This window comes from Acidovorax sp. LjRoot129, assembly GCF_964253765.1.
Classification (GTDB): Bacteria; Pseudomonadota; Gammaproteobacteria; order Burkholderiales; family Burkholderiaceae_C; genus Acidovorax.
In genome coordinates, this window is the sequence record NZ_CAXUSE020000001.1 from 4,738,649 (window position 1) to 4,761,644 (window position 22,996).

25 protein-coding genes are annotated in these 22,996 nt (G+C 66.8%); 21 read left to right on the forward strand and 4 right to left on the reverse strand.

The genetic code is table 11. From position 1 onward, the window contains the following. The first annotated feature begins 191 nt into the window (after window positions 1-191). Complete coding sequence (locus ACSQ3Q_RS21610; protein WP_436136372.1) at window positions 192-905, forward strand: RNA polymerase sigma factor FliA; 714 nt, start codon at window positions 192-194, stop codon at window positions 903-905. Between the two features lie 263 nt (window positions 906-1,168). On the opposite strand, the gene ACSQ3Q_RS21615 is transcribed toward ACSQ3Q_RS21610, so the two are convergent. From ACSQ3Q_RS21615 to flgA, 3 genes are all read right to left on the reverse strand, one after another. Beyond that, window positions 1,169-1,567, reverse strand: coding sequence for a hypothetical protein (locus ACSQ3Q_RS21615; RefSeq protein ID WP_436136373.1), 399 nt, complete (start codon window positions 1,565-1,567; stop codon window positions 1,169-1,171). A gap of 24 nt (window positions 1,568-1,591) precedes the next feature. Then, window positions 1,592-1,912: a flagellar biosynthesis anti-sigma factor FlgM gene (flgM, locus tag ACSQ3Q_RS21620; RefSeq protein WP_436136374.1), complete on the reverse strand. Its 321-nt coding sequence runs from the start codon at window positions 1,910-1,912 to the stop codon at window positions 1,592-1,594. Window positions 1,913-2,005: 93 nt separating this feature from the next. Continuing rightward, window positions 2,006-2,818 (reverse strand): flagellar basal body P-ring formation chaperone FlgA, encoded by an 813-nt coding sequence (flgA, locus tag ACSQ3Q_RS21625; protein WP_436136375.1) that lies wholly within the window; start codon window positions 2,816-2,818, stop codon window positions 2,006-2,008. A gap of 212 nt (window positions 2,819-3,030) precedes the next feature. Between flgA and ACSQ3Q_RS21630 the strand changes: the two genes are divergently transcribed. The 12 genes from ACSQ3Q_RS21630 to ACSQ3Q_RS21685 all read left to right on the forward strand — a co-directional run bounded on the left by ACSQ3Q_RS21630 (window position 3,031) and on the right by ACSQ3Q_RS21685 (window position 15,564). Beyond that, a complete protein-coding gene (locus tag ACSQ3Q_RS21630) occupies window positions 3,031-3,531 on the forward strand; it encodes a flagellar basal body rod protein FlgB (protein ID WP_436136376.1) in 501 nt (166 codons plus the stop codon). Between the two features lie 33 nt (window positions 3,532-3,564). Next, the gene (gene flgC, locus ACSQ3Q_RS21635; RefSeq protein ID WP_436136377.1) at window positions 3,565-3,969 is read left to right on the forward strand and encodes a flagellar basal body rod protein FlgC; all 405 of its coding nucleotides are present in this window, start codon (window positions 3,565-3,567) and stop codon (window positions 3,967-3,969) included. Window positions 3,970-3,986: 17 nt separating this feature from the next. Continuing rightward, window positions 3,987-4,643: a flagellar hook assembly protein FlgD gene (locus tag ACSQ3Q_RS21640; protein ID WP_436136378.1), complete on the forward strand. Its 657-nt coding sequence runs from the start codon at window positions 3,987-3,989 to the stop codon at window positions 4,641-4,643. 49 nt (window positions 4,644-4,692) lie between these two features. Continuing rightward, the gene (gene flgE, locus ACSQ3Q_RS21645; protein ID WP_436136379.1) at window positions 4,693-5,973 is read left to right on the forward strand and encodes a flagellar hook protein FlgE; all 1,281 of its coding nucleotides are present in this window, start codon (window positions 4,693-4,695) and stop codon (window positions 5,971-5,973) included. Window positions 5,974-6,028: 55 nt separating this feature from the next. Next, entirely contained in the window at window positions 6,029-6,769 is a 741-nt protein-coding gene (gene flgF, locus ACSQ3Q_RS21650) for a flagellar basal-body rod protein FlgF (RefSeq protein WP_436136380.1), read from the forward strand. A gap of 33 nt (window positions 6,770-6,802) precedes the next feature. Continuing rightward, window positions 6,803-7,585: a flagellar basal-body rod protein FlgG gene (gene flgG / locus ACSQ3Q_RS21655; protein ID WP_436136381.1), complete on the forward strand. Its 783-nt coding sequence runs from the start codon at window positions 6,803-6,805 to the stop codon at window positions 7,583-7,585. 29 nt (window positions 7,586-7,614) lie between these two features. After that, window positions 7,615-8,304 (forward strand): flagellar basal body L-ring protein FlgH, encoded by a 690-nt coding sequence (locus ACSQ3Q_RS21660; protein WP_436136382.1) that lies wholly within the window; start codon window positions 7,615-7,617, stop codon window positions 8,302-8,304. Window positions 8,305-8,737: 433 nt separating this feature from the next. Then, window positions 8,738-9,880: a flagellar basal body P-ring protein FlgI gene (locus ACSQ3Q_RS21665; protein ID WP_436136383.1), complete on the forward strand. Its 1,143-nt coding sequence runs from the start codon at window positions 8,738-8,740 to the stop codon at window positions 9,878-9,880. A 15-nt stretch (window positions 9,881-9,895) separates the two neighbouring features. Further along, complete coding sequence (flgJ, locus tag ACSQ3Q_RS21670; RefSeq protein WP_436136384.1) at window positions 9,896-10,819, forward strand: flagellar assembly peptidoglycan hydrolase FlgJ; 924 nt, start codon at window positions 9,896-9,898, stop codon at window positions 10,817-10,819. Window positions 10,820-10,997: 178 nt separating this feature from the next. After that, window positions 10,998-12,974, forward strand: coding sequence for a flagellar hook-associated protein FlgK (gene flgK, locus ACSQ3Q_RS21675; RefSeq protein ID WP_436136385.1), 1,977 nt, complete (start codon window positions 10,998-11,000; stop codon window positions 12,972-12,974). A gap of 35 nt (window positions 12,975-13,009) precedes the next feature. Beyond that, complete coding sequence (gene flgL, locus ACSQ3Q_RS21680; RefSeq protein ID WP_436136386.1) at window positions 13,010-14,263, forward strand: flagellar hook-associated protein FlgL; 1,254 nt, start codon at window positions 13,010-13,012, stop codon at window positions 14,261-14,263. Window positions 14,264-14,334: 71 nt separating this feature from the next. Continuing rightward, window positions 14,335-15,564, forward strand: coding sequence for an HDOD domain-containing protein (locus ACSQ3Q_RS21685; RefSeq protein WP_436136387.1), 1,230 nt, complete (start codon window positions 14,335-14,337; stop codon window positions 15,562-15,564). Window positions 15,565-15,755: 191 nt separating this feature from the next. On the opposite strand, the gene ACSQ3Q_RS21690 is transcribed toward ACSQ3Q_RS21685, so the two are convergent. Continuing rightward, window positions 15,756-17,243 carry a PLP-dependent aminotransferase family protein gene (locus tag ACSQ3Q_RS21690; RefSeq protein ID WP_436136388.1) on the reverse strand — a complete coding sequence of 496 codons (1,488 nt, stop codon included), beginning with the start codon at window positions 17,241-17,243 and terminating at the stop codon, window positions 15,756-15,758. A 160-nt stretch (window positions 17,244-17,403) separates the two neighbouring features. Here ACSQ3Q_RS21690 and ACSQ3Q_RS21695 point away from each other — a divergent pair, with 160 nt between their 5' ends. Genes ACSQ3Q_RS21695 through ACSQ3Q_RS21730 form a run of 8 tightly spaced genes read left to right on the forward strand, consistent with a single transcriptional unit; the run spans window position 17,404 to window position 22,835 of the window. Next, entirely contained in the window at window positions 17,404-18,018 is a 615-nt protein-coding gene (locus ACSQ3Q_RS21695) for a LysE family translocator (protein ID WP_436136389.1), read from the forward strand. Next, a complete protein-coding gene (locus tag ACSQ3Q_RS21700; protein ID WP_436136390.1) occupies window positions 18,015-18,929 on the forward strand; it encodes a DMT family transporter in 915 nt (304 codons plus the stop codon). The genes ACSQ3Q_RS21695 and ACSQ3Q_RS21700 overlap by 4 nt, the downstream gene beginning before the upstream one ends. Then, window positions 18,926-19,417 carry a RidA family protein gene (locus ACSQ3Q_RS21705; protein WP_436136391.1) on the forward strand — a complete coding sequence of 164 codons (492 nt, stop codon included), beginning with the start codon at window positions 18,926-18,928 and terminating at the stop codon, window positions 19,415-19,417. Before ACSQ3Q_RS21700 ends, ACSQ3Q_RS21705 begins: the two co-directional genes overlap by 4 nt. A 6-nt stretch (window positions 19,418-19,423) precedes the next feature. Then, on the forward strand, window positions 19,424-19,753 hold the full coding sequence (locus ACSQ3Q_RS21710; protein ID WP_436136392.1) for a DHCW motif cupin fold protein: 330 nt from the start codon (window positions 19,424-19,426) through the stop codon (window positions 19,751-19,753). A gap of 30 nt (window positions 19,754-19,783) precedes the next feature. After that, the gene (locus tag ACSQ3Q_RS21715; protein WP_436136393.1) at window positions 19,784-20,107 is read left to right on the forward strand and encodes a cupin domain-containing protein; all 324 of its coding nucleotides are present in this window, start codon (window positions 19,784-19,786) and stop codon (window positions 20,105-20,107) included. Next, entirely contained in the window at window positions 20,104-21,324 is a 1,221-nt protein-coding gene (locus tag ACSQ3Q_RS21720) for a PLP-dependent aminotransferase family protein (RefSeq protein WP_436136394.1), read from the forward strand. The genes ACSQ3Q_RS21715 and ACSQ3Q_RS21720 overlap by 4 nt, the downstream gene beginning before the upstream one ends. Before the next feature lie 3 nt (window positions 21,325-21,327). Next, window positions 21,328-21,957, forward strand: coding sequence for a glutathione S-transferase (locus tag ACSQ3Q_RS21725; protein WP_436136395.1), 630 nt, complete (start codon window positions 21,328-21,330; stop codon window positions 21,955-21,957). A gap of 14 nt (window positions 21,958-21,971) precedes the next feature. Further along, window positions 21,972-22,835: a PhzF family phenazine biosynthesis protein gene (locus ACSQ3Q_RS21730; protein WP_436136396.1), complete on the forward strand. Its 864-nt coding sequence runs from the start codon at window positions 21,972-21,974 to the stop codon at window positions 22,833-22,835. Window positions 22,836-22,996: the final 161 nt, after the last annotated feature.

Here is a 22,996-nt window from a genome sequence, read left to right on the forward strand (position 1 = left end):
TCATGCCTTGGCAAGCGCTGCAACGCAGCGAGCACCTGCCTATGGGGCCAACCCGAAGGGAAAGCCGGGGCAAGGCCCGGCCACGTCGTTGCAGGCCGCTGGCAGTATCCATACTGCGGCGCGTCCTGCGCCTAGTTGCCGGGCCTTGCTCCGGTTTTCTCGGGCACGTAACAGTGCATAACACGCTCCCTATGTACACCGCCAAAGGCCAGCTCGATCGTGATGCGCTGATCCGCCAGCATGTCCCGCTGGTTCGCAGGATCGCGCACCACATGATCGCCAAGCTGCCCCCCAATGTGGAGCTGGATGACCTCATCCAGGTCGGCATGATGGGCCTGGCGGAAGCACTGTCGCGCTATGAAGTGGCCCAGGGTGTGCAGTTCGAGACCTTTGCCACCCAGCGCATCCGCGGCGCCATGCTCGACGAGCTGCGCGAGGGCGATTGGATGAGCCGCAGCTCGCGCAAGAGCCAAAAAGACATTGAGCACGCCGTGCACCGCCTGGAGCAAAAGCTCGGGCGCAGCCCGCTTGAATCCGAGATTGCGGATGAAATGGGCATGGAGCTGTCCGAATACCAGAGCCTGCTGGGCAAGGTCCGGGGCACGCAGCTGGTGTACCTGGAGGACATGACCCACAACGACGACGATGACGGTTTTCTGGACCGCCACGTCGCGGACGGCGACGCCGACCCGATGGAGATGCTGCGCGACCATCGGCTCAAGGTGTCGCTGGTCAACGCCATCAAGAGCCTGCCCGAGCGCGAACAGCACATCATGGGCATGTACTACGAGCACGACATGAATCTCAAGGAGATCGCGGCCGTGCTGGGCGTCACCGAATCACGGGTGTGCCAGCTGCACAGCCAGTCCATCGCGCGCCTGCGGGCGAAGATGCGGGCCCATTGACTCCCCCTGAGTCGCCTTCGGCGCCTTCCCCCTGAGGGGGACGCCACCCCTGGACTGGCAAAGCCAGATCCACGGTGGCACTGGTATTGGGCTGCGACCGTATCTACGGGCATGGCGCAACGCCGAACTCCAACGTACTGAACACAGGTTTGCTATCGATAGGATAGCTGTGCGTTTGGCTGGCGTTGGGTCCAACCGGTTTTTCTGCTCAAACGCAGGCGGAGCAAGCGCTGGCAGCTATCTTGTTTGAGTTACGGCTCGACTCAACCCGCCGACTTGTAGATACGTGCCACGCCGGGCTTGCCGGGCTGGGCGCCGCGGCCGTCGCCGTAAGTGGCGGGGGAGCCGGCCTGGGGCAGCAGGCTCGCGACCTGCCGGTCGGCATTGGCGGACAGCCGTGCCAGCCCTTCGCGTTGATTCGCCAGCATGGCGGCGATCGCATCCACGCGCTTTTGGAGCTGCGCGGGCACGGGCAGGCCGCGCTGCGCGGACTGCTCCAGCGCATACGTGAACTGCGCAGCAGCATCGCGCAGTGCGATGCTGTTTTTTTCCAGGGTTTGGGGATCTGCCGCCAGAAGCGCGGCGGAGACTTTTTCGATCAGCTGTTCAACAGCCGAGAGGGATTCTTCCAGCGACATGGCGCATTGTGCGCTGGATGGCATCCCCATGCCAAGCGAACCCAAGGGTCAACCGCGGGAGCGGGACAGGATCTCCTGCGCGTTGGAGAGCATCTTGTCGGCAATCGCCTCTGCATCGACCGAGAACGTGCCTTTTTCAATCGCGGCGCGCACCGACTTGACCTTGCCGGCATCAAAATCTGCGTTGCCGCGGGCTGTGGCGTCCAAGCCCCGCACGGTGGTCGACACGGTGACAGGCACGCCAGCGGCTGGCGCGGCCAGTGCGTCTTTTGTGGCTCCTTCAGCAGCGCTGGCAGGCGTCTTGGCTTGCTTGGCAAGTCCGGTCTGCGGCAAGGCGCCCGGGAGGTCCGGTTTTTGTCCAATCTTCATCGCTCTCTCCACCACCCCGTTTGATGTGGGGCACAGTAGCAATGTTTTCGACGTGTTGGGCCGGGACTTTAGGCCTTTCTCACTGGTACACCCTCAAAGAGCTACCACCACTGTCCCGGTTTCGTTGACAGTACCGCTGACGATCCGCCCATTGTCCATGCGGATGCGCACAATCTGGCCTGCAGCGCCCGCCGACATGGCCTGCCCTGCGGACGATACCGCATAGCCCACGCCTTGGGCCACGACCTTGACCTGTGCCCCTGCTTTGAAGAGGTTGGGCGCCCGGACCATGCTCTGGCGCAGGGCCTGGCCGGCCACCAGCTGGCGCGCGGCGATCTGCCCGACCCACATTTCGGGGTTGGCCATGACGGCATTGGATTCCTCGGCCCAGTCGACCTCGGCCTGGGTGGCGTCGTTGGCCGTCAGCACCGCCCCGGGTGCCACCGGGCTGGTCAGCACCCAGGCGGGGCCGAAGGCCTTGATGGTCACGGGCAGGTACACGTTCCACGCGGTCTGGCCTTCGACACAGCGCAGCCCGAGCCGCGTGCGGCCCCACAGGCGCGAACCCGCAGGCAGATAGGGCTCCACCCGGGCGCATGGGGCCAGCCGCAGCCGCGAATCGAGTGAGCCAACGCTCACTTCCATGCGCAACGGCATTCCGGCGGGTTGGTTGCGCGTGATGGCATCGTCCAGCCAACGCTGGGTGAGCGGCCCAAGGTCGGCCGCCGGATCGGCCGCGGCTTGCGCCTGGGCTTGGGCCAGTGCAGCGCCACTGCCGCCCAGCAGGGCCGCGAAAACCCCCAAGCCCAGCACCGCCGCCAGCGTGCGGCGCACCACGGCGCCCACGGGCGCGGCCGCCACGGCAGCGCCGACGGGAAGAACACGGGAAAACAAGATTGATGGCATGGGGGCCTCCTGGGCATCGCACGTCTTCCCGCAGCAGGCGGCAAAGACTATTTCACGCCTCGAACTATAGGCAGCCCAGCCCAGCGCAAAACCCGAAACTGCGCGCCCATTTCCGCGTTCTTCGCGCTTTAGAAAAACACGGCGGCTTTGACAATCGAGTCACGCCGGAAACCCCACCGGCCCCTATTGCAACCCCAGGGTGTGAGGCAACCATGCTTGACAAGATGACCAACCGGCTGGATTTCCACGGAAACGCGCTGATGCTGCGTGCCGAGCGCCAGCGTGCCATCGCCAGCAACATTGCCAACGCCGACACCCCTGGCTACGTGGCACGCGACTTCAGCTTTGGCGACGCGATGCGCCAGGCCACAGGCTCTGGCGTTACGCGCCTGGCCACCGGCGGCTCCGTGGGCACATCCGGTACGTCCGGCACCTCCTCCAGCACGCTCAGCATGGCCGCCACTTCCAACGCTGCCAGCGCGGCGGGCAACGCCGACGCGCGCCACATTCCCTTGCCGGGCGCGCGCACTGGCACCGGCGCGGCAGGCGGCCTGGGCTACACCGTCCAGACCCAGCCCAGCCTGGACAACAACACCGTCGACCTGGACCGCGAACGCGCCAACTTTGTCGACAACTCCGTGCGCTACGAAGCCACGCTGCGGTTCATCAACGGCAACGCCAAAACCATGCTCAGCGCCATCCAGGGCCAATAAGCGCCCCGTACCGAGCAGAAAGCGAGTCACCCCATGTCCATGTTCTCCATCTTCAATGTGTCGGGCAGCGCCGTCAGTGCGCAGTCGCAGCGGCTCAACGTGGTGGCCAGCAACCTGGCCAATGTCGATGCCGTGGCCGGCCCCGATGGCAAGGCCTACAAGGCGCGCCAGGTGGTGTTCCAGACCACGCCCATGGGCGGCGACAGCTCCGCCGGCGTGCGCGTGAGCTCGATCAGCGAAAACAACACCCCCGGCCGCCGCGTGCACGACCCGGCCCACCCCTCCGCCGACGAGCAGGGCTATGTGACGCATTCCAACGTGAACGCGGTGGAGGAGATGGTCAACATGATTTCCGCCTCGCGCTCGTACCAGAACAACGTCGAGGTCATGAACACGGCCAAGTCGCTGCTCCTCAAGACCCTGCAGATGGGCCAGTAATTTCAGGAAAGATCGCCATGATCCTCAGCGCCACCAATGCCCCTTCTGTCACGGATGCCACCGGCACCAAGGCCGCCACGGCCGCCACCGACCCTGCTGCCGCGCAGGACCGGTTCCTGAAGCTGCTCGTCGCGCAGCTGAACAACCAGGACCCGATGAACCCGCTGGACAACGCGCAGATGACGTCGCAGATCGCGCAGATCAACACCGTCACCGGCATCCAGCAGCTCAACCAGACGATGGCGAGCATGGCCACGCAGTTCAACTCGCTGCAGGTGATGCAGGGAACGGCGCTGATCGGCCGCAACGTGATGACCGAAGGCTCCACGCTCGCCGTGGCCGACAAGGCCGGCAAGGGCGGGTTCGAGATCGCATCGCCCGCCACCAGCGTCAAAGTGGACGTGCTCAACGCCAGCGGCCAGGTGGTCGAGTCGGTGGACCTGGGCGCCAAGGCGGCCGGCCGCCACACCTTCGAGTGGGACGCCAGCAAGTACACCGGCTCGACCGATGGCATGCAGTTCCGCGTCACCGCCACCAATGGCGCGACCAAGATCGACAGCACGGCGCTGGCCCTGTCCAAGGTCACGGCCGCCGGCGCCGAAGACGGCCAGCTTGTGCTGACCCTGGCCAACGGCAAGACCATCAAATACAGCGATATCAAGGCCCTGGTCTAACCGCCGGCCGATTCAGTCCATCAGTTACCGCCCCCATCAGGAGAACACCATGAGTTTTCAGCAAGGCCTCTCGGGCTTGAACGCCGCCAGCAAGAATCTGGACGTCATCGGGCACAACATTGCCAACTCCAACACTGTCGGCTTCAAGGCCTCGCGGGCGGAATTTGCCGAGATGGTGGCCTCTGCCATCGGCTCGGCCGGCGGCACCAACGCCGGCATCGGGGTGGAAGTGGGCGCGGTGTCCCAGCAGTTCACGCAGGGCAACCTCACCATCACCGGCAACAGCCTGGATGTGGCCGTCAACGGCAACGGATTCTTCACGCTCACGCTGCCCGACGGCACGCCCGCCTATACCCGCTCCGGCAACTTCAAGCTGGACAAGGAGGGCAACATGATCACCAACGACAACGCCAACGTCATGGGCTACCCGGTCGACCCTGCCACCGGCCTGCGTTCGGGCACCGATCCGATCCCGATGGTGTTCCCCACCGCCGAGCCCATCCCGGCCAAGCAGACCGCCACGATCACCGCGGCCTTCAACCTGCCCGCCACCGCCACGGATGCGGCCGGCGACCCGGCTGCCACGCCACCCATCCCGGCCACGCCGCGCGCCACCTACGGCACGTCGATCAACGTGTTCGACAGCCAGGGCGTGGCCAAGCCTGTGAGCCTGTACTTCCAGAAGACCGCCACGGACAACACCTGGGACGTGTACGACGCGCTCGACGACCCGACCGCCGTGCCCCCGGTGGTCGCCACCCCGATCGGCCAGATCGAGTTCGACAACAACGGCGCGATCATCGGCCCCGTGGCCACCCCACCTGCCACCGGTTTTGCGCTCACGCTCAACGTGAACCCGACCCCGCCCAACCCCAACAACCTGCCCGCGTTTGACGTGGCGGTGGGCCTGGACAAGGTCTCGCAAAGCGGCAGCAAATTCGCGGTGTCCAACCTGAGCCAGGACGGCTACACCACGGGCGAGCTCACCGGCATCAACATCGAGAACAACGGGATGATCATGACCCGTTACTCCAACGGCGTGACCCGTGCCGAAGGCCAGCTCGCGCTGTCGAGCTTTCGCAATACGCAGGGCCTGGCCTCGGTGGGCAGCAACAACTGGGTGGCGACTTTCGAATCGGGCCAGCCGGTGGCCGGCACCGCCACCGACGGCAACTTCGGCTCGTTGCGCTCGGGCGCACTCGAAGACTCCAACGTCGACCTGACCGCCGAGCTGGTGAACATGATGACCGCCCAGCGCGCCTACCAGGCCAACGCCCAGACGATCAAGACGCAAGACCAGGTGATGTCCACGCTGGTGAACTTGCGCTGATCGACTGAGCGCCTTCTTCCCGCACTGAATTCGCCCTGGACAACGGAGAGCCCCCATGGACCGCATCATTTACACCTCGATGACGGGCGCCAACGCGGCCGCCCACCGGCAGGCGGTGCTGTCCAACAACCTCGCCAACGCCTCCACCCACGGGTTCCGTGCCGAGATGTCGACCTTTCGCTCTGTGCCTATCCAGGGCGATGGTTCCACCACCCGCGTGTTTGCGCTCGAAGCGACTTCGGGCCACGTCAACACGGCCGGCCCCGTGCAGCGCACCGGCCGCAACCTCGACGCCATGGCCGTGGGCAATGCCTGGTTTGCGGTGCAGGGGCTTGATGGCACCGAGGCCTATACCCGAGCCGGTACCTTCGAAGTGTCTTCCGCAGGCCAACTGCTCACGCCCACGGGCCTGCCCGTGTTGTCCGACGGCGGCGCGCCCATCGATGTGCCTCCGGGCGCTGAGGTGTCGCTGGGCTCGGACGGTACCGTCACTGCCAAGGCATCGGGCCAGCCCGCCCAGGCGATCGGCCGGCTGAAGTTGGCCACTCCCACGCTGGAAGATCCGCTCAAGCGCGGCGACGACGGCCTGTTTCGCGCCACATCGGGCGACCCCATCCCGAGCGACCCCAACGCCCGCATGCTTGCTGGCGCGGTAGAGGGCTCCAACGTGAACCCGGTCGAAAGCATGGTCGGGATGATTGCCGCATCGCGCCAGTTCGAGCAGCAGATGCGCCTTTTGCAGACCGCTGAGACCAATGACAAGACCGCCAGCCAGTTGCTGAGCATGAACGGCTGAAGCGGCCCCGCCGCCAAGCCATAAGGAAGCACCATGATCAACTCCCTCTGGATCGCCAAGACCGGCATGTCTGCCCAGCAGACGCAGCTCGACGTCATCTCGCACAACCTGGCCAACGTCTCCACCACCGGCTACAAGCGCAACAACGCGGTGTTCGAAGATCTGATCTACCAGAACCAGCGCCAGGTGGGTGCCAACACCACCGAGCAAAACCAGTTGCCCACGGGCTTGCATCTGGGCCTGGGGGTGCGCACCGTGGCCACCAGCCGCAACTTCGTGCAGGGCAGTCTGCAGGAATCCAAGAACAACCTGGACGTGGCCATCAACGGCAACGGCTTCTTTGAAGTGACCATGCCCGACGGCACGCTGGGCTACACCCGCGACGGTTCCTTCCAGGTCGACGCGCAAGGCCGCATGGTCACCTCCAGCGGCCTGCCGGTGGCCAATGGCATCACCGTGCCCGCCAACGCCACGAGCGTGACGATCAGCGCCGACGGCGTGGTGTCCGCCACCGTGCAGGGCAACACCCAGCCGCAGCCGCTCGGTAATCTGGCGATGTCGGCCTTCATCAACCCGGCGGGCCTGGAGCCCATCGGCCAGAACCTTTTCAAGGAATCGGCCGCCTCGGGACAGCCCCAGCAGGGCACGCCCGGCACCAACGGCCTGGGCATCCTGAAGCAGGGCTTCCTGGAAGCCTCGAACGTGAACGTGGTGGAAGAGCTGGTCACCATGATCCAGGCCCAGCGCGCCTACGAAATGAATTCCAAGGCCATCCAGACCTCGGACCAGATGCTGGCCAAGCTCAGCCAGCTGTGATGACAAAGATGACGACAGGAGCATTTGCCATGCTGCAGTTCACCCGCCTTTTTACCCTTCCGCTTGCAGCCGGCGCGCTGTTGCTCACCGGTTGCGCCACCATGTCGCCGCCGCCGCCCGTGGACATCCTGCCCACCACTCCCCCGCCCATCGCCGCTGCGCCGCGCACGCCGCCGCCTGTCACAGGCGGGCTGTTCCACAACGCCAGCTACCGCCCGGCGTTTGAAGACCGCCGCGCCCGCCTGGTGGGCGACAACGTGACGGTGATGATTGTGGAGAACGTGACCGCAAGCCAGAAGTCCTCCTCCACGGTGGACCGCACGTCTGAAGCCTCGGCCGGCATCACCAACCTGCCCTTCGTCAAGCGCTCGCTCGCCGACCGCACCACCCTGGCTGCGGGTTCCGAGAACACCTTCTCCGGCAAGGGCGGCACCGAAAGCGCCAACACTTTCACCGGGTCCATCACCACCACGGTGGTCGATGTGCTGCCCAACGGCCACCTGGTCGTGACGGGCGAAAAGCAGATCGGCGTGAACCAGAACGTGGACGTGCTGCGCTTCTCCGGCACCATCGATCCGCGCGCGCTGCAGCCCGGCAGCATCGTGAACTCGACCCAGGTAGCCAACGTGCGGGTCGAATCCCGCGGCCGCGGTGCACAAGGCGAAGCCCAGGCCATGGGCTGGATGGGCCGGTTCTTCAACACCATCACGCCGTTTTAGGCTTCACCCCCTGAGGCGCTGCGCGCCTTCCCCCTCTCTCTACGCGCTGCGCGCTATGGGAGGGGGACGCCGCCAGCGCGGCGGGGCGGCCCTTGCGCGGCGGCCCTCGCTTGGGCCGCGCCAGTTTTTACGGGGGCGGGTTCAGGATGCGCCTAGCGGCTCCAATACCGGAAACATTGCGACTTTGTCCGTCTGGACGCTGTGGTGCTTGTCAACCATCATTGCTACATAATTTATAGCTACTAGCGCTTATCCATCAAGCGCTAGCGCCTATTTTTATTCATATTTTCCCCTGTAGCGCGGCCCCGGCGCCTGCCTGGCTTTCCGCGCACCACCGGCCGTTCCCCGCCCGCCCGGGAACCCACGCAATAGGCCGGTGAACCTGCTTCTTTTTGGGTTTTAGTTCTTGGCGGGGCCGCCCACAATCGGTGTCATGAAAGCCTTGTCCCCATCCCTCCTTCCGCGCTCTGCGCGCCTGCTGTGGCTGTTGCTGGCCCTTGCGGCCGCTGCTGCGGCGCTGCCCGCGCATGCGCTGCGCATCAAGGAAGTGGCGGCGGTGCAGGGCGTGCGCAGCAACCAGCTGACCGGCTACGGGTTGATCGTGGGCCTTGACGGCACGGGCGACCAGACCACGCAGATGCCCTACACCACGCAGGCGATGTCGAACTACCTGCAGCAGATGGGCATCAGCCTGCCCCCCGGCGCGGCCAACCAGCTGCAGCTCAAGAACGTGGCGGCAGTGATCGTCACGGCGCAGCTGCCTCCGTTTGCGCAGCCCGGCCAGATGATTGACATCAACGTCTCCTCCATGGGAAACGCCAAGTCGCTCAAGGGCGGCACGCTGATCGTCACGCCGCTGCGCGGCGCCGACGGCGAGATCTACGCGCTGGCCCAGGGCAATGTGGTAGTGGGCGGTGCCGGTGCTTCGGCCGGCGGCAGCAAGGTGCAGATCAACCACCTGAGCGCCGGCCGCGTTCCCCAAGGTGCGCAAGTCGAGCGTGCCGTGCCCACGCCGCTCAACGAAGGCGCCACCATCAACCTGGGGCTCAACGCCTCCGACTTCCAAACCGCGCGCCGCGTGGCCCAGGCCATCAACACCAAGCTGGGCAGCGGCCTGGCCACAGCGCTCGATGGCCGCACGGTGCAGGTGCGTGCCCCCATGGACCCCGGCGCCCGCGTAAGCTTCATTGCCGACCTGGAAGAGCTGGCGCTGGAGTCGTCCACGCCCGCGGCCAAGGTGGTCATCAATGCACGCACCGGCTCGGTGGTGCTCAACCAGGCGGTCACGCTCGGCCCGTGCGCAATTGCACATGGCAACCTGTCGATCACCATCAGTTCCACGCCCGTGATCAGCCAGCCCGCCCCGCTCTCGCAAGGGCAGACCGTCGTGGCGCAGCAAAGCGACATCCGCATCAACCAGGAGCCGGGCAACATCATCCAGATGCCGCCCTCGCCCCAGCTGGCCGACGTGGTGAAGGCGCTCAACTCGCTGGGCGCCACACCCGGCGACCTGCTGGCCATCCTGCAGGCCATCAAGGCCGCCGGCGCACTCAACGCCGAGCTGGAAGTGATCTGATTTCGAGGAGCGACCATGTCCCTCACCCTGCCTTCGTCCAGCCCCACCAGCAGCCCCTCGAATGCGCTGGCGGTCGACATCCGCTCGCTCAATGCGCTCAAGTACGACGCGGGCACGGCCAACAACGCCCAGACCACGCGCGAGGTCGCCAAGCAGTTCGAGTCGCTGTTCATGCGCGAGCTGATCAAGAGCATGCGCGACGCCACGATGAAATCCGGCCTGATGGAGGGCGAGCAGGCCAACCTGGGTCAGGACATGTTCGACCAGCAGCTGTCGGTGAACATGGCCGGCATGCAGGGCGGTCTCTCGGAGGCCATTGCACGCCAGCTCTCGCGCCAGATGGGCGGGGCCGATGCCAATTTTTCCGTGCCCTCAACGCTGAGCCTTCAGCAGCAATCGATGGTGCGCCCCAGCGCACCTGCCACCGCCGCATCGGCCGACGCCACCACCCAGGCCCCCAAGGGCCGCGAAGGTTTTGTACAGCACCTGTCGGGCACCGCTGAGCGCGTGGCCCAGGACAGCGGCATCCCTGCCAGCTTCATGCTGGGCCAGGCCGGCCACGAAACCGGCTGGGGCAAGAGCGAGATCCGCCACAAGGACGGCTCCAATTCGTTCAACCTGTTCGGCATCAAGGCCGGCAAGGGCTGGACGGGCAAGGTCGCCGAGATCACGACCACCGAATTCATCAATGGCAAGCCCCAGAAGGTGACGGCCAAGTTCCGCGCCTACGACTCGTACGAGGATTCGTTCCGCGACTACGCCCGGCTGATCAAGGAGAGCCCGCGCTACGAGAAGGCCGAATCCGTCGCCCAATCCGGCTCGGCCATGGACTATGCCTCGGCGCTGCAAAAGGCGGGCTACGCCACGGACCCCGAATACGCCAAAAAGCTCGGCGGCGCCATCAACAGCGTGGTGCGCACTCTGCGCGCGCAGGCATGATGGATATGAAACGCCCCCTGAGTCGCTTCGCGCCTTCCCCCTCTCTCGCTTCGCGGGAGGGGGACGCCCCCAGCGCGGCGGGGCGGCCCTTGCGCGGGGGCACTGGGCTGGGCCGCGCCAGTTTCACACAGTGGGGTCGGCTGGCCACGCTGCGGACACCACGGATGCGAGGTGAGTCATGAGCCTTCTCAACGTCGGCGCCCGCGCACTGCTGGCCAACCAGGTCGCCCTGCAAACGGCTGGCCACAACATTGCCAATGTCAACACGGCCGGGTATTCGCGCCAGACGGTGGTGCTGCAGACCGTGCAGGGCCAGTTCACCGGCGGCGGGTACATCGGCCAGGGCGTGGATGTGCAGACCATTCTGCGCAACCAGAGCGAGCTGCTCACGCGCCAATCAGCCACAGCCGGTGCGGTGCAGTCAGCCGACATCGTGCGCGCCGAGCGCTTGCGCCAGCTGCAAGAGGTCTTCAGCGGCGGCACAGCCGGCCTGGGCGCGGCCATCAACGACATGATGAACGCGTTCTCGGACGTGGTGAGCGCCCCCACCGACATCACCGCGCGCACCGTGGTGCTCACGCGCATGGACGAAACCGCGTCGCGCATGCGCTCGGCCGCCGACCGCATCAACGAGATCCAGTACACCGTCAAGGAACAGCTGCAAAGCAGCATCACCGCGGTGAACAGCCTGGCCGGGCAGATGGCGGCCGTGAACGAGCAGATCGCGCGTGCCAAAGGCAACGGCCAGACGCCCAACGATTTGCTGGACCAGCGCGACCAGATCATTCGCGACATCAACCAGTACGTGCAGACCACGCAGGTCGCAGCCGACGACGGCACCGTGGGCCTGTTTGTGGCGGGTAGCCAGCCGCTGGTGCTGGGCAACACGGCGACGAGCCTGTCGGTGGGCGACGCGACCGCGTTCCCCGGCAGCGGCCAGGTCAAGCTGTTCTTCAACCGGCCCGGTGCGCCGGCGGTGGAGATGGACGAGAACGTGCTGGGCGGCGGATCGATGTCGGGCCTGCTGCGCTTCAACAACACCGATCTGGCCGAAGGCCGCAATCTGCTGGGCCGCATGGCCATGGCCATCGGCATGACGATGAACGACCAGCACAACCTGGGCCTCACGCTCGACGGCGCCGTCGGCAAGGACCTGTTTGCGCTGCCTGCCAGCATGCCGGGCCACACCAACGGCGCGGGCGTGGGCACGGTGTCGTTCACGGGCCCCACGCAGTTCGCGGCGTCTGACTATGAAATCCGCTTTACCGCCGGCACAGCCGGGCAGGTGGTGCGGCTGTCGGACGGCAAGTCCACCCCCTTCACCGACGCGGCCAACCTGGCCACGCTGCAGATCGACGGCCTCAACTTCAACCTGACCACGCCCGGCAACCCCGGCGAGCGCATGTTGTTCAAGCCGTTCAGCACGGCCGCCACCAACATCCAGGCGCTGGTGTATTCGCCGCGCGACCTGGCCGTGGCCAACCCGATCAACGCGGCCATGGGCACGTCCAACGGCGGCACGATGCAGCTGGCAGGCCTCAAGGCCACCGGCCTGCCCAACCCGCCCGGCCTGGTGCTGCCAGCCAACGCCAATCCAGCCGCCATTCCACCGATCCTGGGTGGCATCCAGCTGCGGTTCACCGCCGGCCCGCCCACCACCTACGACGTGCTGGACCGCGGTACCGCGCCGCCGACCACGCTGGCGGCCGCGCAGCCCTACACCCCCGGCGCGGCCATTGCCATCAACGGCTGGGAGATCAAGCTGCAGGGCACGCCCAACACCGGTGACACCGTGGTCATCGGCAATGCGTCGGACCCGCAGTACGGCGACACCTTCACCCGCAACTCGGGCAACGCCAATGCGCTGATGGGCCTGCGCGACGTGAAGATGTTTGACGAATCCACGCTCTCCGACGGCTACGCCGGCGCCATGTCCCAGGTGGGCACGCGCACGCAAAGCTCGCTGTTCGCGGCCGAGCTGTCCACCACCATCGCGGCCAACCTGGAGCGGGACCGCACGGCAATTTCGGGCGTCAACCTGGACGAAGAGGCCGCCCGGCTGATCCAATACCAGCAGGCCTACCAGGCATCGTCGAAAATGATCCAGATCGCGCAGAACATCTTTGACTCGCTCATCCAGGGCATGGGCCGCTGATTGGCCGCCGCACCGCACAGAGCTAGGAGTTCGATATGAGCAACACCATCTACCGCCTCGGCACGGCGAACATGTACGACAACGCCCTGCGCAACCTGGGCGCGCGGCAGACGAGCCTGTCGGGCCTGCAGGAGAACCTGACCTCGGGCAAACGCGTGGTGCGTGCCAGCGACGACCCGGTGTCGGCCGCGCAGGCCGAGCGCGCCATCAACCGCCTGGCCCGCATCCAGACCGAGCAGCGCGCGCTGGAGACGCAACGCAACGCCATCGCGCAGGCCGAGTCGGCGCTGGGCGACGCTGTGGACCTGGTGCAGAACTTCCGGGAGCTGGTGGTCAACGCTGGCAGCGCCGCCCTCACCCCCAACGACCGCGCGACGATTGCCAACCAGCTGCAGGGCCTGCGCGAACAAATGGTGGAAGTGGCCAACCGCAAGGACACCAACGGCGTGCCCCTGCTGGGTGCCCTGGGCAGCGCGCTCGCACCCTTCCTCGGCCCCTTGAGCAGCGCCCCGGATTACAGCTTTGAAGGTTTGCCCGGCCAGGCGGCCAGCAGCGGCGTGACCATCCCCGGCGCGCTGGACGGCGAGGCAGCGTTCATGTTCGACCCACAACGCGACGGTGTGTACAACGCCGGCGTGAGCGCCATCCCGACGAGCCGCATGCTCAACACCACGGCCATCCGGCCCGTGGACCCGAGCCTGGTGACGGGCGACAACTACTCCATCACCTTCAGTGCCGTAGGGCCGGGCGCAACCCCCGGCACCACCACCGCCACCTACACGCTCACCAACACCACCACCGGCGCAGTCTCCCCCGCCGTGGTGGTGCCCGATTTCGCCTCGGACAAGCCGGTGACCATTGCGGTCAACGGCATCCCGGGCTTGGCGTTCGACATCAAGGGCAACCCGGCCAACGGCGACACCATCACGCTGCAGCCCAGCCCGAGCATGTTCAGCGCCATGGACAGCGCGATCAACGGCATCCGCAACGCCAGCGACAGCAATGCTGCATCGCAGGCCGTGGGGCAGGCGCTGGGTAACCTGGACATCGGCCTGGAGCGCCTGCACAACATGCGCGGCTATGCGGGCGAGCTGCTCAACCGCGCGGACCGCATCACGGGCGACCAGGAAAAGCGCTCCGTCCAGCTCGAAGGCGACCGCTCGCGGGCGGAGGACCTCGATATGATCCAGGGGATATCGGACTTCCAGAACCAGCAGGTGGGCTATGAGGCTGCGCTGAAGTCCTATGCCCAGGTCCAGAAACTGTCTCTGTTCAACTTCATTAGCTAGCAGGCCTGCTCAAGCGGTGGGGGCACGGCCCCACACCCGGAACAGGCCCCGTCACAATTGCCTGAGAGCACATGGTCCAATCTGTCCTTGGCAGCCTGATTCTGGGCTACCGCCCCCTCTGGAGCCGCGCCCGCAAGCTGGCCGGCATTCAGCTGTACGCCCACAACGAGCCCTCTGCGGTGGTCGATGGCGCCCACCTGCTGCGCACGCTGCAGGAGCTTTGGTCGGCCAGCTCCCCGCCCATCCTGCTCTCACCCCAAAACCACGCGCTGCTGTGCAACCTGCTCGACCATGCACCCCGCGGCGCGCCGTGGATCGAAGTGCGCAACGAGTGGCTGTCGGAGTCGGCGATCTACACCCGCGTCAAGGCGGCGCACCAGCGCGGCCTGCGGCTGGTGTGGCGCGGCGAGTTGGGCCAACTCCCCGAGCCCGATGTGGCGCAGTGTTTTGACAACAGCCTTCTGAGCCTGCGCCCGGAGGCTGCAGTGGCGGCGCTCAAGCCCGCGCCGGTGCGCACAGGTGCCGGTGCGCCCGCGCGGCCCGCCGCCCCGCCCATCCTGGCCGGGCAGATGTACGAAGGCATTGCCAGCCGCGCGCTCATGGAGCGGTGCCTGGACGAGCACAACGCCATGGCCCTGGCAGGCTGGCCGTCGGAAGACGTGCTCTACAGCCTGCGCCACCAGGCGCAACAGCCGTCGCACGCGGTGATCTTCAAGCTCATGAAGGCCATCGACGACGAGCAGTCGCTTGAAACCTTCGAGGCCATCATGGGCGAGGACCCGCTGCTCGCCTACCGCTTCATGGTCTACACCAACTCCGCCGCTTTGGGCCTGCGCACGGGCATCGATTCGCTGCGCCGGGGCCTGGTGATGATGGGCTATGGCTCCATCCAGCGCTGGCTGTCCGACCAGCTGCCCCACGCCAGCACCGACCCCAACATGCAGCCGGTGCGCGAGTCCATGGTGATGCGCGCCGAGCTCACCGCACACCTGCTCGATGCGGGTGTCGAGAACGACCTGCGCCGCGAGATCTATCTGTGTGGACTTCTGTCGCAACTGGATGACCTCATGGGCGAACCGCTGGGCGCCATCCTGCGTCGCCTGCCGCTGTCTGAACGCATCTACGACGCCACCGTGTTGCACACCGGCCCCTATGCGAGCGGGCTGCAGATGGCCTGCGCGCTGGAAACGGACGACGCAAGCGCCATCCGCCACCTGTGCGAGACCTACGAACTCGACCTCGAAGAAGTCAACCGCGCGCTGCTGCGCGTATTGGCCGACCTGGAAGTGGAGCGCAAGTAACCCCCCTGAGCCGCTGCGCGTCTTCCCCCGGAGGGGGACGCCAACAGCGGCCTGGCGGAGCCAGTTCCGCGGTGACGCTGGCGTGGGCCACGCCCTTGGCGCGGGCCAGTGAGTTTGCGGTGCGCTTTGGTCACCTGCACCTTGATGGCGGAACCCAGCTGAAGGAGTGACCAGCGGCCCACCCTGACCGCCTACCGCGCCTGCTCATCGCGCACCCGCGCAAACGTCTTCCAGAATGCGGCCTCCTGCGTAGTGGCAAAGTTGATGCGCATCAGCGTGCTGGGTTTGCGCTCCGCATGGAACAGCGCGCCGGGCGCCAGCAGGTAGCCCTCGTCCAGCATGCGCTGCGCCAGCGCATCGGTATCCACCCCGGTCTCGACCCAACCAAACAGCCCCACAGGCTCGGCCGCAAAAGTACAGCCGGCCCCCAGCGCAAGCTTGACGCTTCGCGCGCGCGCAGCGTCAAGCCGCGTGCGGATGCGTTCGGCGTGCCGGCGCAGCTGGCCTTGTTCGATGCACAGTGCGAGCGCTTTTTCCAGCAGCGCCGGGGTGGTCAACGTGGCGAGGAGCTTGGTGTCCAGCAGTTGCTCGATCAGCGACGGCGGCGCCGCAAGAAAACCGATGCGCCAGTTGGGCGCGAGGATCTTGGCAAACCCGCTCACGTAGATGGTGCGCTGCAGCCCATCAAGGGCCGTGAGCCGCGTGGCGTGCTCGGGCGCGATGTGGCTGTAGGTGTCGTCCTCGACGATGTGGAAGTTGTGCTGGTTGGCCAGCTGCAGGATGCGGTGCGCGCTGCCGGGCGACAGGCAGTAACCCGTGGGGTTGTGGAACACGCTCACGCTCACGTAGAGCTTGGGTTGGTGCACCTCGCAGTACTTGGCCATGACCTCCAGGTCGGGCCCGTCGGCGCGGCGCGGCACAGGCAGGATGTGCATGCCCAGGGCGGCCAGCCGCGCAAACTCCACGGCCCAGCCGGGCTCTTCCACCATCACCGGGTCGCCGGGGCGCAGCAGCGTGCGGCTCACGATGTCGAGCGCGTGGGTGGCGCCCACGGTGGTGATGATGTTCTCGGGCGTAGCATGCACGTTGAGCGTGGCCAGCTTTTTGGACAACACCCTGCGCAACCCCGTGTCACCCAGTGGCTCGCCGTACTGCAGCGAAAAGTCGTTCAGCGCCCGTGTGCTGGTCACCTTGCGCACCGCAGCGGGCATGAAGGTCGACTCGAGCCAGTCGGGCGGAAACACGCCCATGCCCGGCTGCGGCTTGTCGCTGATCTTGTGGAACATGCCGCGGATCAGCGCCGTGGCATTGACGGGCGGCGCCCCGCGCGCTGCACCGCGCCCAGCGCCCCGGGCGGCAAACCAGTGCGCGGTGCTCCAGTTGCCCATGCCGCGCTCGGCCTCGGGGGTGTCGCCTTCGTCCTCGGGCGCGCGCTCCGCCAGGCCCGTGGGCATCTCGCGCACAAAGAACCCACGGTTCTTGCGCGCCTCCACCAGGCCCTGCGCGAGCAACTGGTCATAGGCCGCCACCACGGTCGACGGGCTCACGCCGTGCTGCTGTGCACACTGCCGCACCGACGGAAGGCGTGCGCCCGGCGCCAGCAACCGGTTGCGGATGCGCTCGCCAAACCGCGCCGACAGCTGCTCGGTCAGCGACTGGGTGGAGGTTTTCATCAGCATGGCAGTGTCCTTATGGCGTCAGCGTGTACTGTTATCGCAGCCAATACAGATCGCGAACTGCGTTGTTGAACTGTATTGGTTGTGTACTGGCGCGCAAGATTACATTGAAGCCTCAGCGTTGACAAGTTCCCCTCCACCGAGCCCCGCACACCTTCGCACCATGAGCGCCCCCGAACTGACTGCCCTGCTGCTGTTCTGCACCGCGATGAGCTTTTCGCCGGGGCCCAACACCACGCTGTCCACGGCCCTGGCGGCCAATCTGGGCCTCAAGCGCGCCCTGCGCTTTTGTTTTGCGGTGCCCGCAGGTTGGACACTGCTCATGCTGGGCAGCGGCCTCGGCCTGGGCGCGCTGATCACCGGTGTGCCCGCCCTGCGCTGGGCCGTGACGCTGCTGGGCGTGGCCTACATGCTGTGGCTGGCCTACAAACTGAGCCGCGCCGGCAAACTGGCCGAAGTGGACAGCCACCGCCTGAACGTGACTTTCTGGCAAGGCGTGGGGCTGCAGTTTGTGAACATCAAGGCCTGGATGCTGGCGCTCACGCTCAGCGCGGGCTGGGTGGTCAACGCGGCCGGGCAGCCGGCATCCAACCCCGGTGAGCGCCTGGCGATCATCTGCGTGGTGATGATGCTGTTCGCCTTCACCAGCAATTTTGTGTACGCCCTCGTTGGCTCGCTGCTGCGCCAGTGGCTGGCCCAGGGCAGCCGCCTGCTGTGGTTCAACCGCGCGCTGGCCCTGGTGCTGGTGGTGACGGCCGTGTGGATGATCACGCTATGAACCGCGCCCAAGAACGCGAAGCGCTGATCTGGGGCCTGGTGGGCGTGGTGCTGTTCGCCGCCACGCTGCCCATGACACGCCTGGCCGTGGGCCCGGTGGACGCCCAACAGCTGTCGCCGTGGTTCGTCACCTTCGGTCGCGCAGCGGTGGCCGGGCTCTTGTCCGTCGCTTACCTCCTGTGGCAGCGCAGCCGCGGGCACCTCAACGTGCCATGCCGCGCAGAGTGGCCGCTGCTGGGCATCACCGCATTCGGTGTGATCGTCGGCTTTCCGCTGTTCCTGGCTCTCGCGTTGCGTCACGTGCCCAGCACACACGGCGCGGTGGTCACGGCGCTGCTGCCTTTGTCCACCGCGGTGCTGGGTGCGCTGTGGTACCGCCAGCGGCCCTCGGCAGGCTTCTGGGCCTGCGCGGTGCTGGGCAGCGGCCTGGTGCTGGGCTTCATGGCCTGGCGCGCGGGCGGCTTCTACCTGGGCGCGGCCAACATCTATCTCATCATCGCGATGACCACGGGCGCGTTTGGCTACATCGGCGGCGCGCGCCTCACGCCCAGTCTGGGCGCCGAGCAGGTGATCTGCTGGGTGCTGGCCTGCAGCCTGCCGCTCACCCTGCCGGTGGCCTGGTGGTTTGCGCCCGCCGCGCCCGGCGCCATCAGCGCGATGGCGTGGATGGGGTTCGCCTACGTGGCGCTGTTTTCGATGTGGATCGGTTTTTTTGCCTGGTACCGGGCACTGGCGCTGGGTGCCGTGCGGGTCAGCCAGATCCAGCTGGTGCAGCCTTTTCTGAGCCTGCTGTTCGCGGTGCCGCTGCTGGGCGAGCGCCTAGACCTCGTCACCGCAGGCTTTGCACTGGCCGTGATCGCCACCGTTTTTGTGGGCAAGAAGATGCCCGTTCACCAGAGAGCCGCCGCATGACCACCGCCACCGCTACCACGAACATCCCCACGCCCGAACAACGCCTGCAGCAGCTGGGCATCGTCCTGCCCACCGTCTCTGCGCCGCGCGGCAATTTCGATGCGTATGTGCTGGACGGAAACACGCTGTACCTGTCGGGCAAGGGCTCGCCCCAGCGCGAAGACATGGACACCGTGCCCAAGGTAGGCCGCGAGATCAGCGCCGCCGAGGCCCGCGACCACGCCCGCACCGTGGGCCTGCAGCTGATCGCCACGATGCAGGCCGCCCTCGGTGACCTGTCGCGCGTGCGCCGTGTGGTCAAGGTGCTGGGCATGGTCAACGCGGTGCCGGACTTCATGCAGCACACCGAGGTCGTCAACGGCTGCTCGGACCTGCTCGTCGAGGTGTTTGGCGATGCAGGTCGGCACGCACGCTCGGCCGTGGGCGTCGGCTCGCTGCCGCGCGGTTTTGCCGTCGAGATCGAAGCCATCGTTTCCGTGAAGGACTGAGCCACCATGCAGATGCACAACATCCCCTTTGCCACGACCGACTGGTCGGCCCTGCCCCGCGAAGAAAAAAGCGCGCAGGCCGGCCAAGCCTTCTGGCGCACCCAGCAGTTTGGCGACCTGCGCGTGCGCATGGTCGAGTACACGCCGGGCTATGTCTCGGACCACTGGTGCGTCAAAGGCCACGTGCTGCTGTGCCTGAGCGGAGAATTGCACACCGAGCTGGAAGACGGCCGCACATTCACTTTGACGCCGGGCATGAGCTACCAGGTGGCCGACAACGCGGAACCGCACCGTTCCACGGCCCCACAGGGCGCCACGTTGTTCGTCGTGGACTGACCGGGCCGCGCACCACCCCCACGAAGCCCTGTGAAATACTCCGTAGACCAAGGTTTGCAGCAACTGCCCGGCCCAGGGGGCGAGCGGTTTGCCGAGCTGCTGCGCCACGGCAGCATGCGCACCGAGCTGTACGCGCCGCGCGGCGAAGACCCGCAAACGCCCCATGCGCAGGATGAGCTGTATTTCATCCAGCGCGGGAGCGGAGAATTCGTGCAGGGCAGCACACGCCACCACTTTGCCCCTGGCGACGCTTTTTTTGTACCCGCGGGGCAGACGCACCGCTTTGAGAATTTTTCTGGCGACTTTGCAACATGGGTGGTCTTTTGGGGACCGCCCGGAGGAGAACGAGAATGAAACTGAACGACCTGCCACAGAACAGCACCTGGACCCTGGCGCGCCGCGCCGAGCGCATGAACCCCTCGGTCATCCGCGAAATCCTCAAGGTCACCGAGAAGCCCGGCATCATCAGCCTGGCGGGTGGACTGCCCTCGCCCAAGACCTTCCCGATCTCGGCGTTTGCCGAAGCCTCGGCCGCCGTGCTGGCCAACGACGGCCCGGCCGCGCTGCAATACGCCGCCAGCGAAGGCTATGCCCCGCTGCGCCAGGCCATCGCCGACTTTCTGCCCTGGGACGTGGATGCCGACCAGGTGCTGATCACCACCGGATCGCAGCAAGCGCTGGACCTGATCGCCAAGGTGCTGATCGACGAAGGCAGCCGCGTGCTGGTGGAAACTCCCACGTACCTGGGTGCCCTGCAGGCCTTTACGCCCATGGAACCCACGGTGGTGTCGGTGGCCAGCGACGATGAAGGCGTGCTGGTGGACGACCTCAAGGCCAAGGTGGGCACCGGTGCCGACAAGGCGCGCTTCTTGTACGTGCTGCCCAACTTCCAGAACCCCACGGGCCGCACCATGAGCGAAGCGCGCCGCGCCGAGCTGGTGAAGGCCGCCGCCGAGCTGAACCTGCCCTTGGTCGAAGACAACCCCTACGGCGACCTGTGGTTCGACAACCCACCACCCGCACCGCTCACGGCCCGCAACCCGGACGGCTGCATCTACATGGGCTCGTTCTCCAAGGTGCTGGCCCCGGGCCTGCGCCTGGGCTTCGTCGTGGCCCCCAAGGCGGTGTACCCCAAGCTGCTGCAGGCCAAGCAGGCCGCCGACCTGCACACCCCCGGCTACAACCAGCGCCTGGTGGCCGAGGTAATGAAGGGCAACTTCCTGGACCGCCACGTGCCTACCATCCGCGCGCTTTACAAGCAGCAATGCGAGGCCATGCTGACCGCACTCGACAAGGAAATGCAGGGCCTGGGTGTGCAATGGAACCGCCCGGACGGCGGCATGTTCCTGTGGGTGCGCCTGCCTGAAGGCATGAGCGCTGTGGAGCTGCTGCCCAAGGCCGTGGAGCGCAACGTGGCCTTCGTGCCCGGCGCCGCCTTTTATGCCGACAACGCCGACCCGCGCACGCTGCGCCTGTCGTTCGTGACCTCGAGCGTGGAGCAGATCGCCACCGGCATTGCGGCGCTGGCCGCTGCCGTTCGTGACCAGTTGGCCGCGCAGGCCAAGGGCTGACACATGCTAAGACTCTGGGGACGCATGTCGTCCATCAACGTCCGCAAGGTGGTGTGGGCCGTGCAGGAACTCGGCCTGCCGTCGGTGCAGCGCACCGATGCTGGCGGGCAGTTTGGCATCGTGCGCGAGGCGCGCTACCTGGCGTTGAACCCGAACGGCCTGGTGCCGCTGATCGAGGACGAGGACACGGGCGCGGTGCTGTGGGAGTCCAACACCATCGTGCGCTACCTGTGCGCGCGGCATTCGATGGGGGAGATGTACCCCGAGCCCCTGCCCGCACGTTTTGTGGCCGAGCAGTGGATGGACTGGCAGCAGACCACGCTGAACCCCGCGGGGCGCGACGCCTTCCTGCAGTGGATCCGCACGCCCGCCGCGCAGCGCAACGACGCGCTCATCGCCGCATCGGTGGCGGTGACCGAGCCACTGATGGCCATGCTGGATGCGCACTTGGCGCGCCACCCGTTCATCGCGGGCGAGCGCTTCACCATGGCCGACATCCCTGTGGCCTGCGAGATCCACCGCTGGTGGGGGCTGCCCCAGGATCGCCCCGCGCGGCCGCACCTGGAGCGCTGGTACCAGGCGGTGAGCAGCCGCACCGGCGCCATCGGCGTACTCGACCAGCCCCTGTCCTGAACGGACGCACTGCCATGCACCAGCGCCCCTTCAAGCAGATCGATGTGTTCAGCGACCGGCCGGGCTACGGCAACCCGGTCGCCGTGGTGCTGGATGCGCACGACCTGAGCGACAGCGACATGCGCCGTTTTGCGGCCTGGACCAACCTGTCGGAGACCACCTTTTTGCTGCCGCCCACCGACGCGGGCCGCGCGGCGGGCGCCGACTACCGGGTGCGCATCTTCAGCCCCAATGGCGAGTTGCCGTTTGCCGGCCACCCCACACTGGGCACCTGCCACGCCTGGCTGCAGGCGGGCAATGCGCCGCGCGTGGCCGGCATGGTGATCCAGGAATCCGCGCTGGGCCTGGTGCGCGTGGAGCACAGCGGCAGCACGCTGGCTTTTGCCGCGCCGCCGCTCAAGCGCAGCGCGCCCAGCCCCGCGCTCGTACCGCTGATCGCCAGCGCACTGGGCCTGCGCCCGCAGCAGATCCAGGGTGCGCAGCTGCTGGACAACGGCCCGGTGTGGCTGGGCCTGCTGCTCGACAGCGCCGAGACGGTGCTGGGCCTCAAGCCCGACCATGCGCGCCTCAAGGACCTGGGCCAGGACGTGGGCGTGATCCACGTCGGCCCTGCGGCCAGCGACATACGCCAACCCGGGGCCGTGGTGCGCGCCTTTGCCGCGCCCATGGGCAACCCCGAAGACCCCGTCACCGGCACCCTCAACGCCAGCCTGGCCGAATGGCTGATTGCCGATGGTCTGGCCCCGCGCAGCTACCTGGTGGCCCAAGGCGAGTGCCTGGGGCGCGCCGGCCGCGTGCATGTGCGCCAGGACGAGGCGCAGCAAATCTGGGTGGGCGGCCAGGCCGTCACCTGCGTGGAAGGCACAGTGTTGCTGTGAGCTGGATTCCCATCGCCCCGCCGCCGAGCGGCTGACCCACCGAGGGCTTCACGGCCCGCCAGCGCACTGCCAGACACGACCCCTGCGGAGCCTATGGAGGCACGCCCCCGGCGTGCGCCATGCCAGCCATTTGTTTCACTGCTTCACCGCCTCTTTTCGAC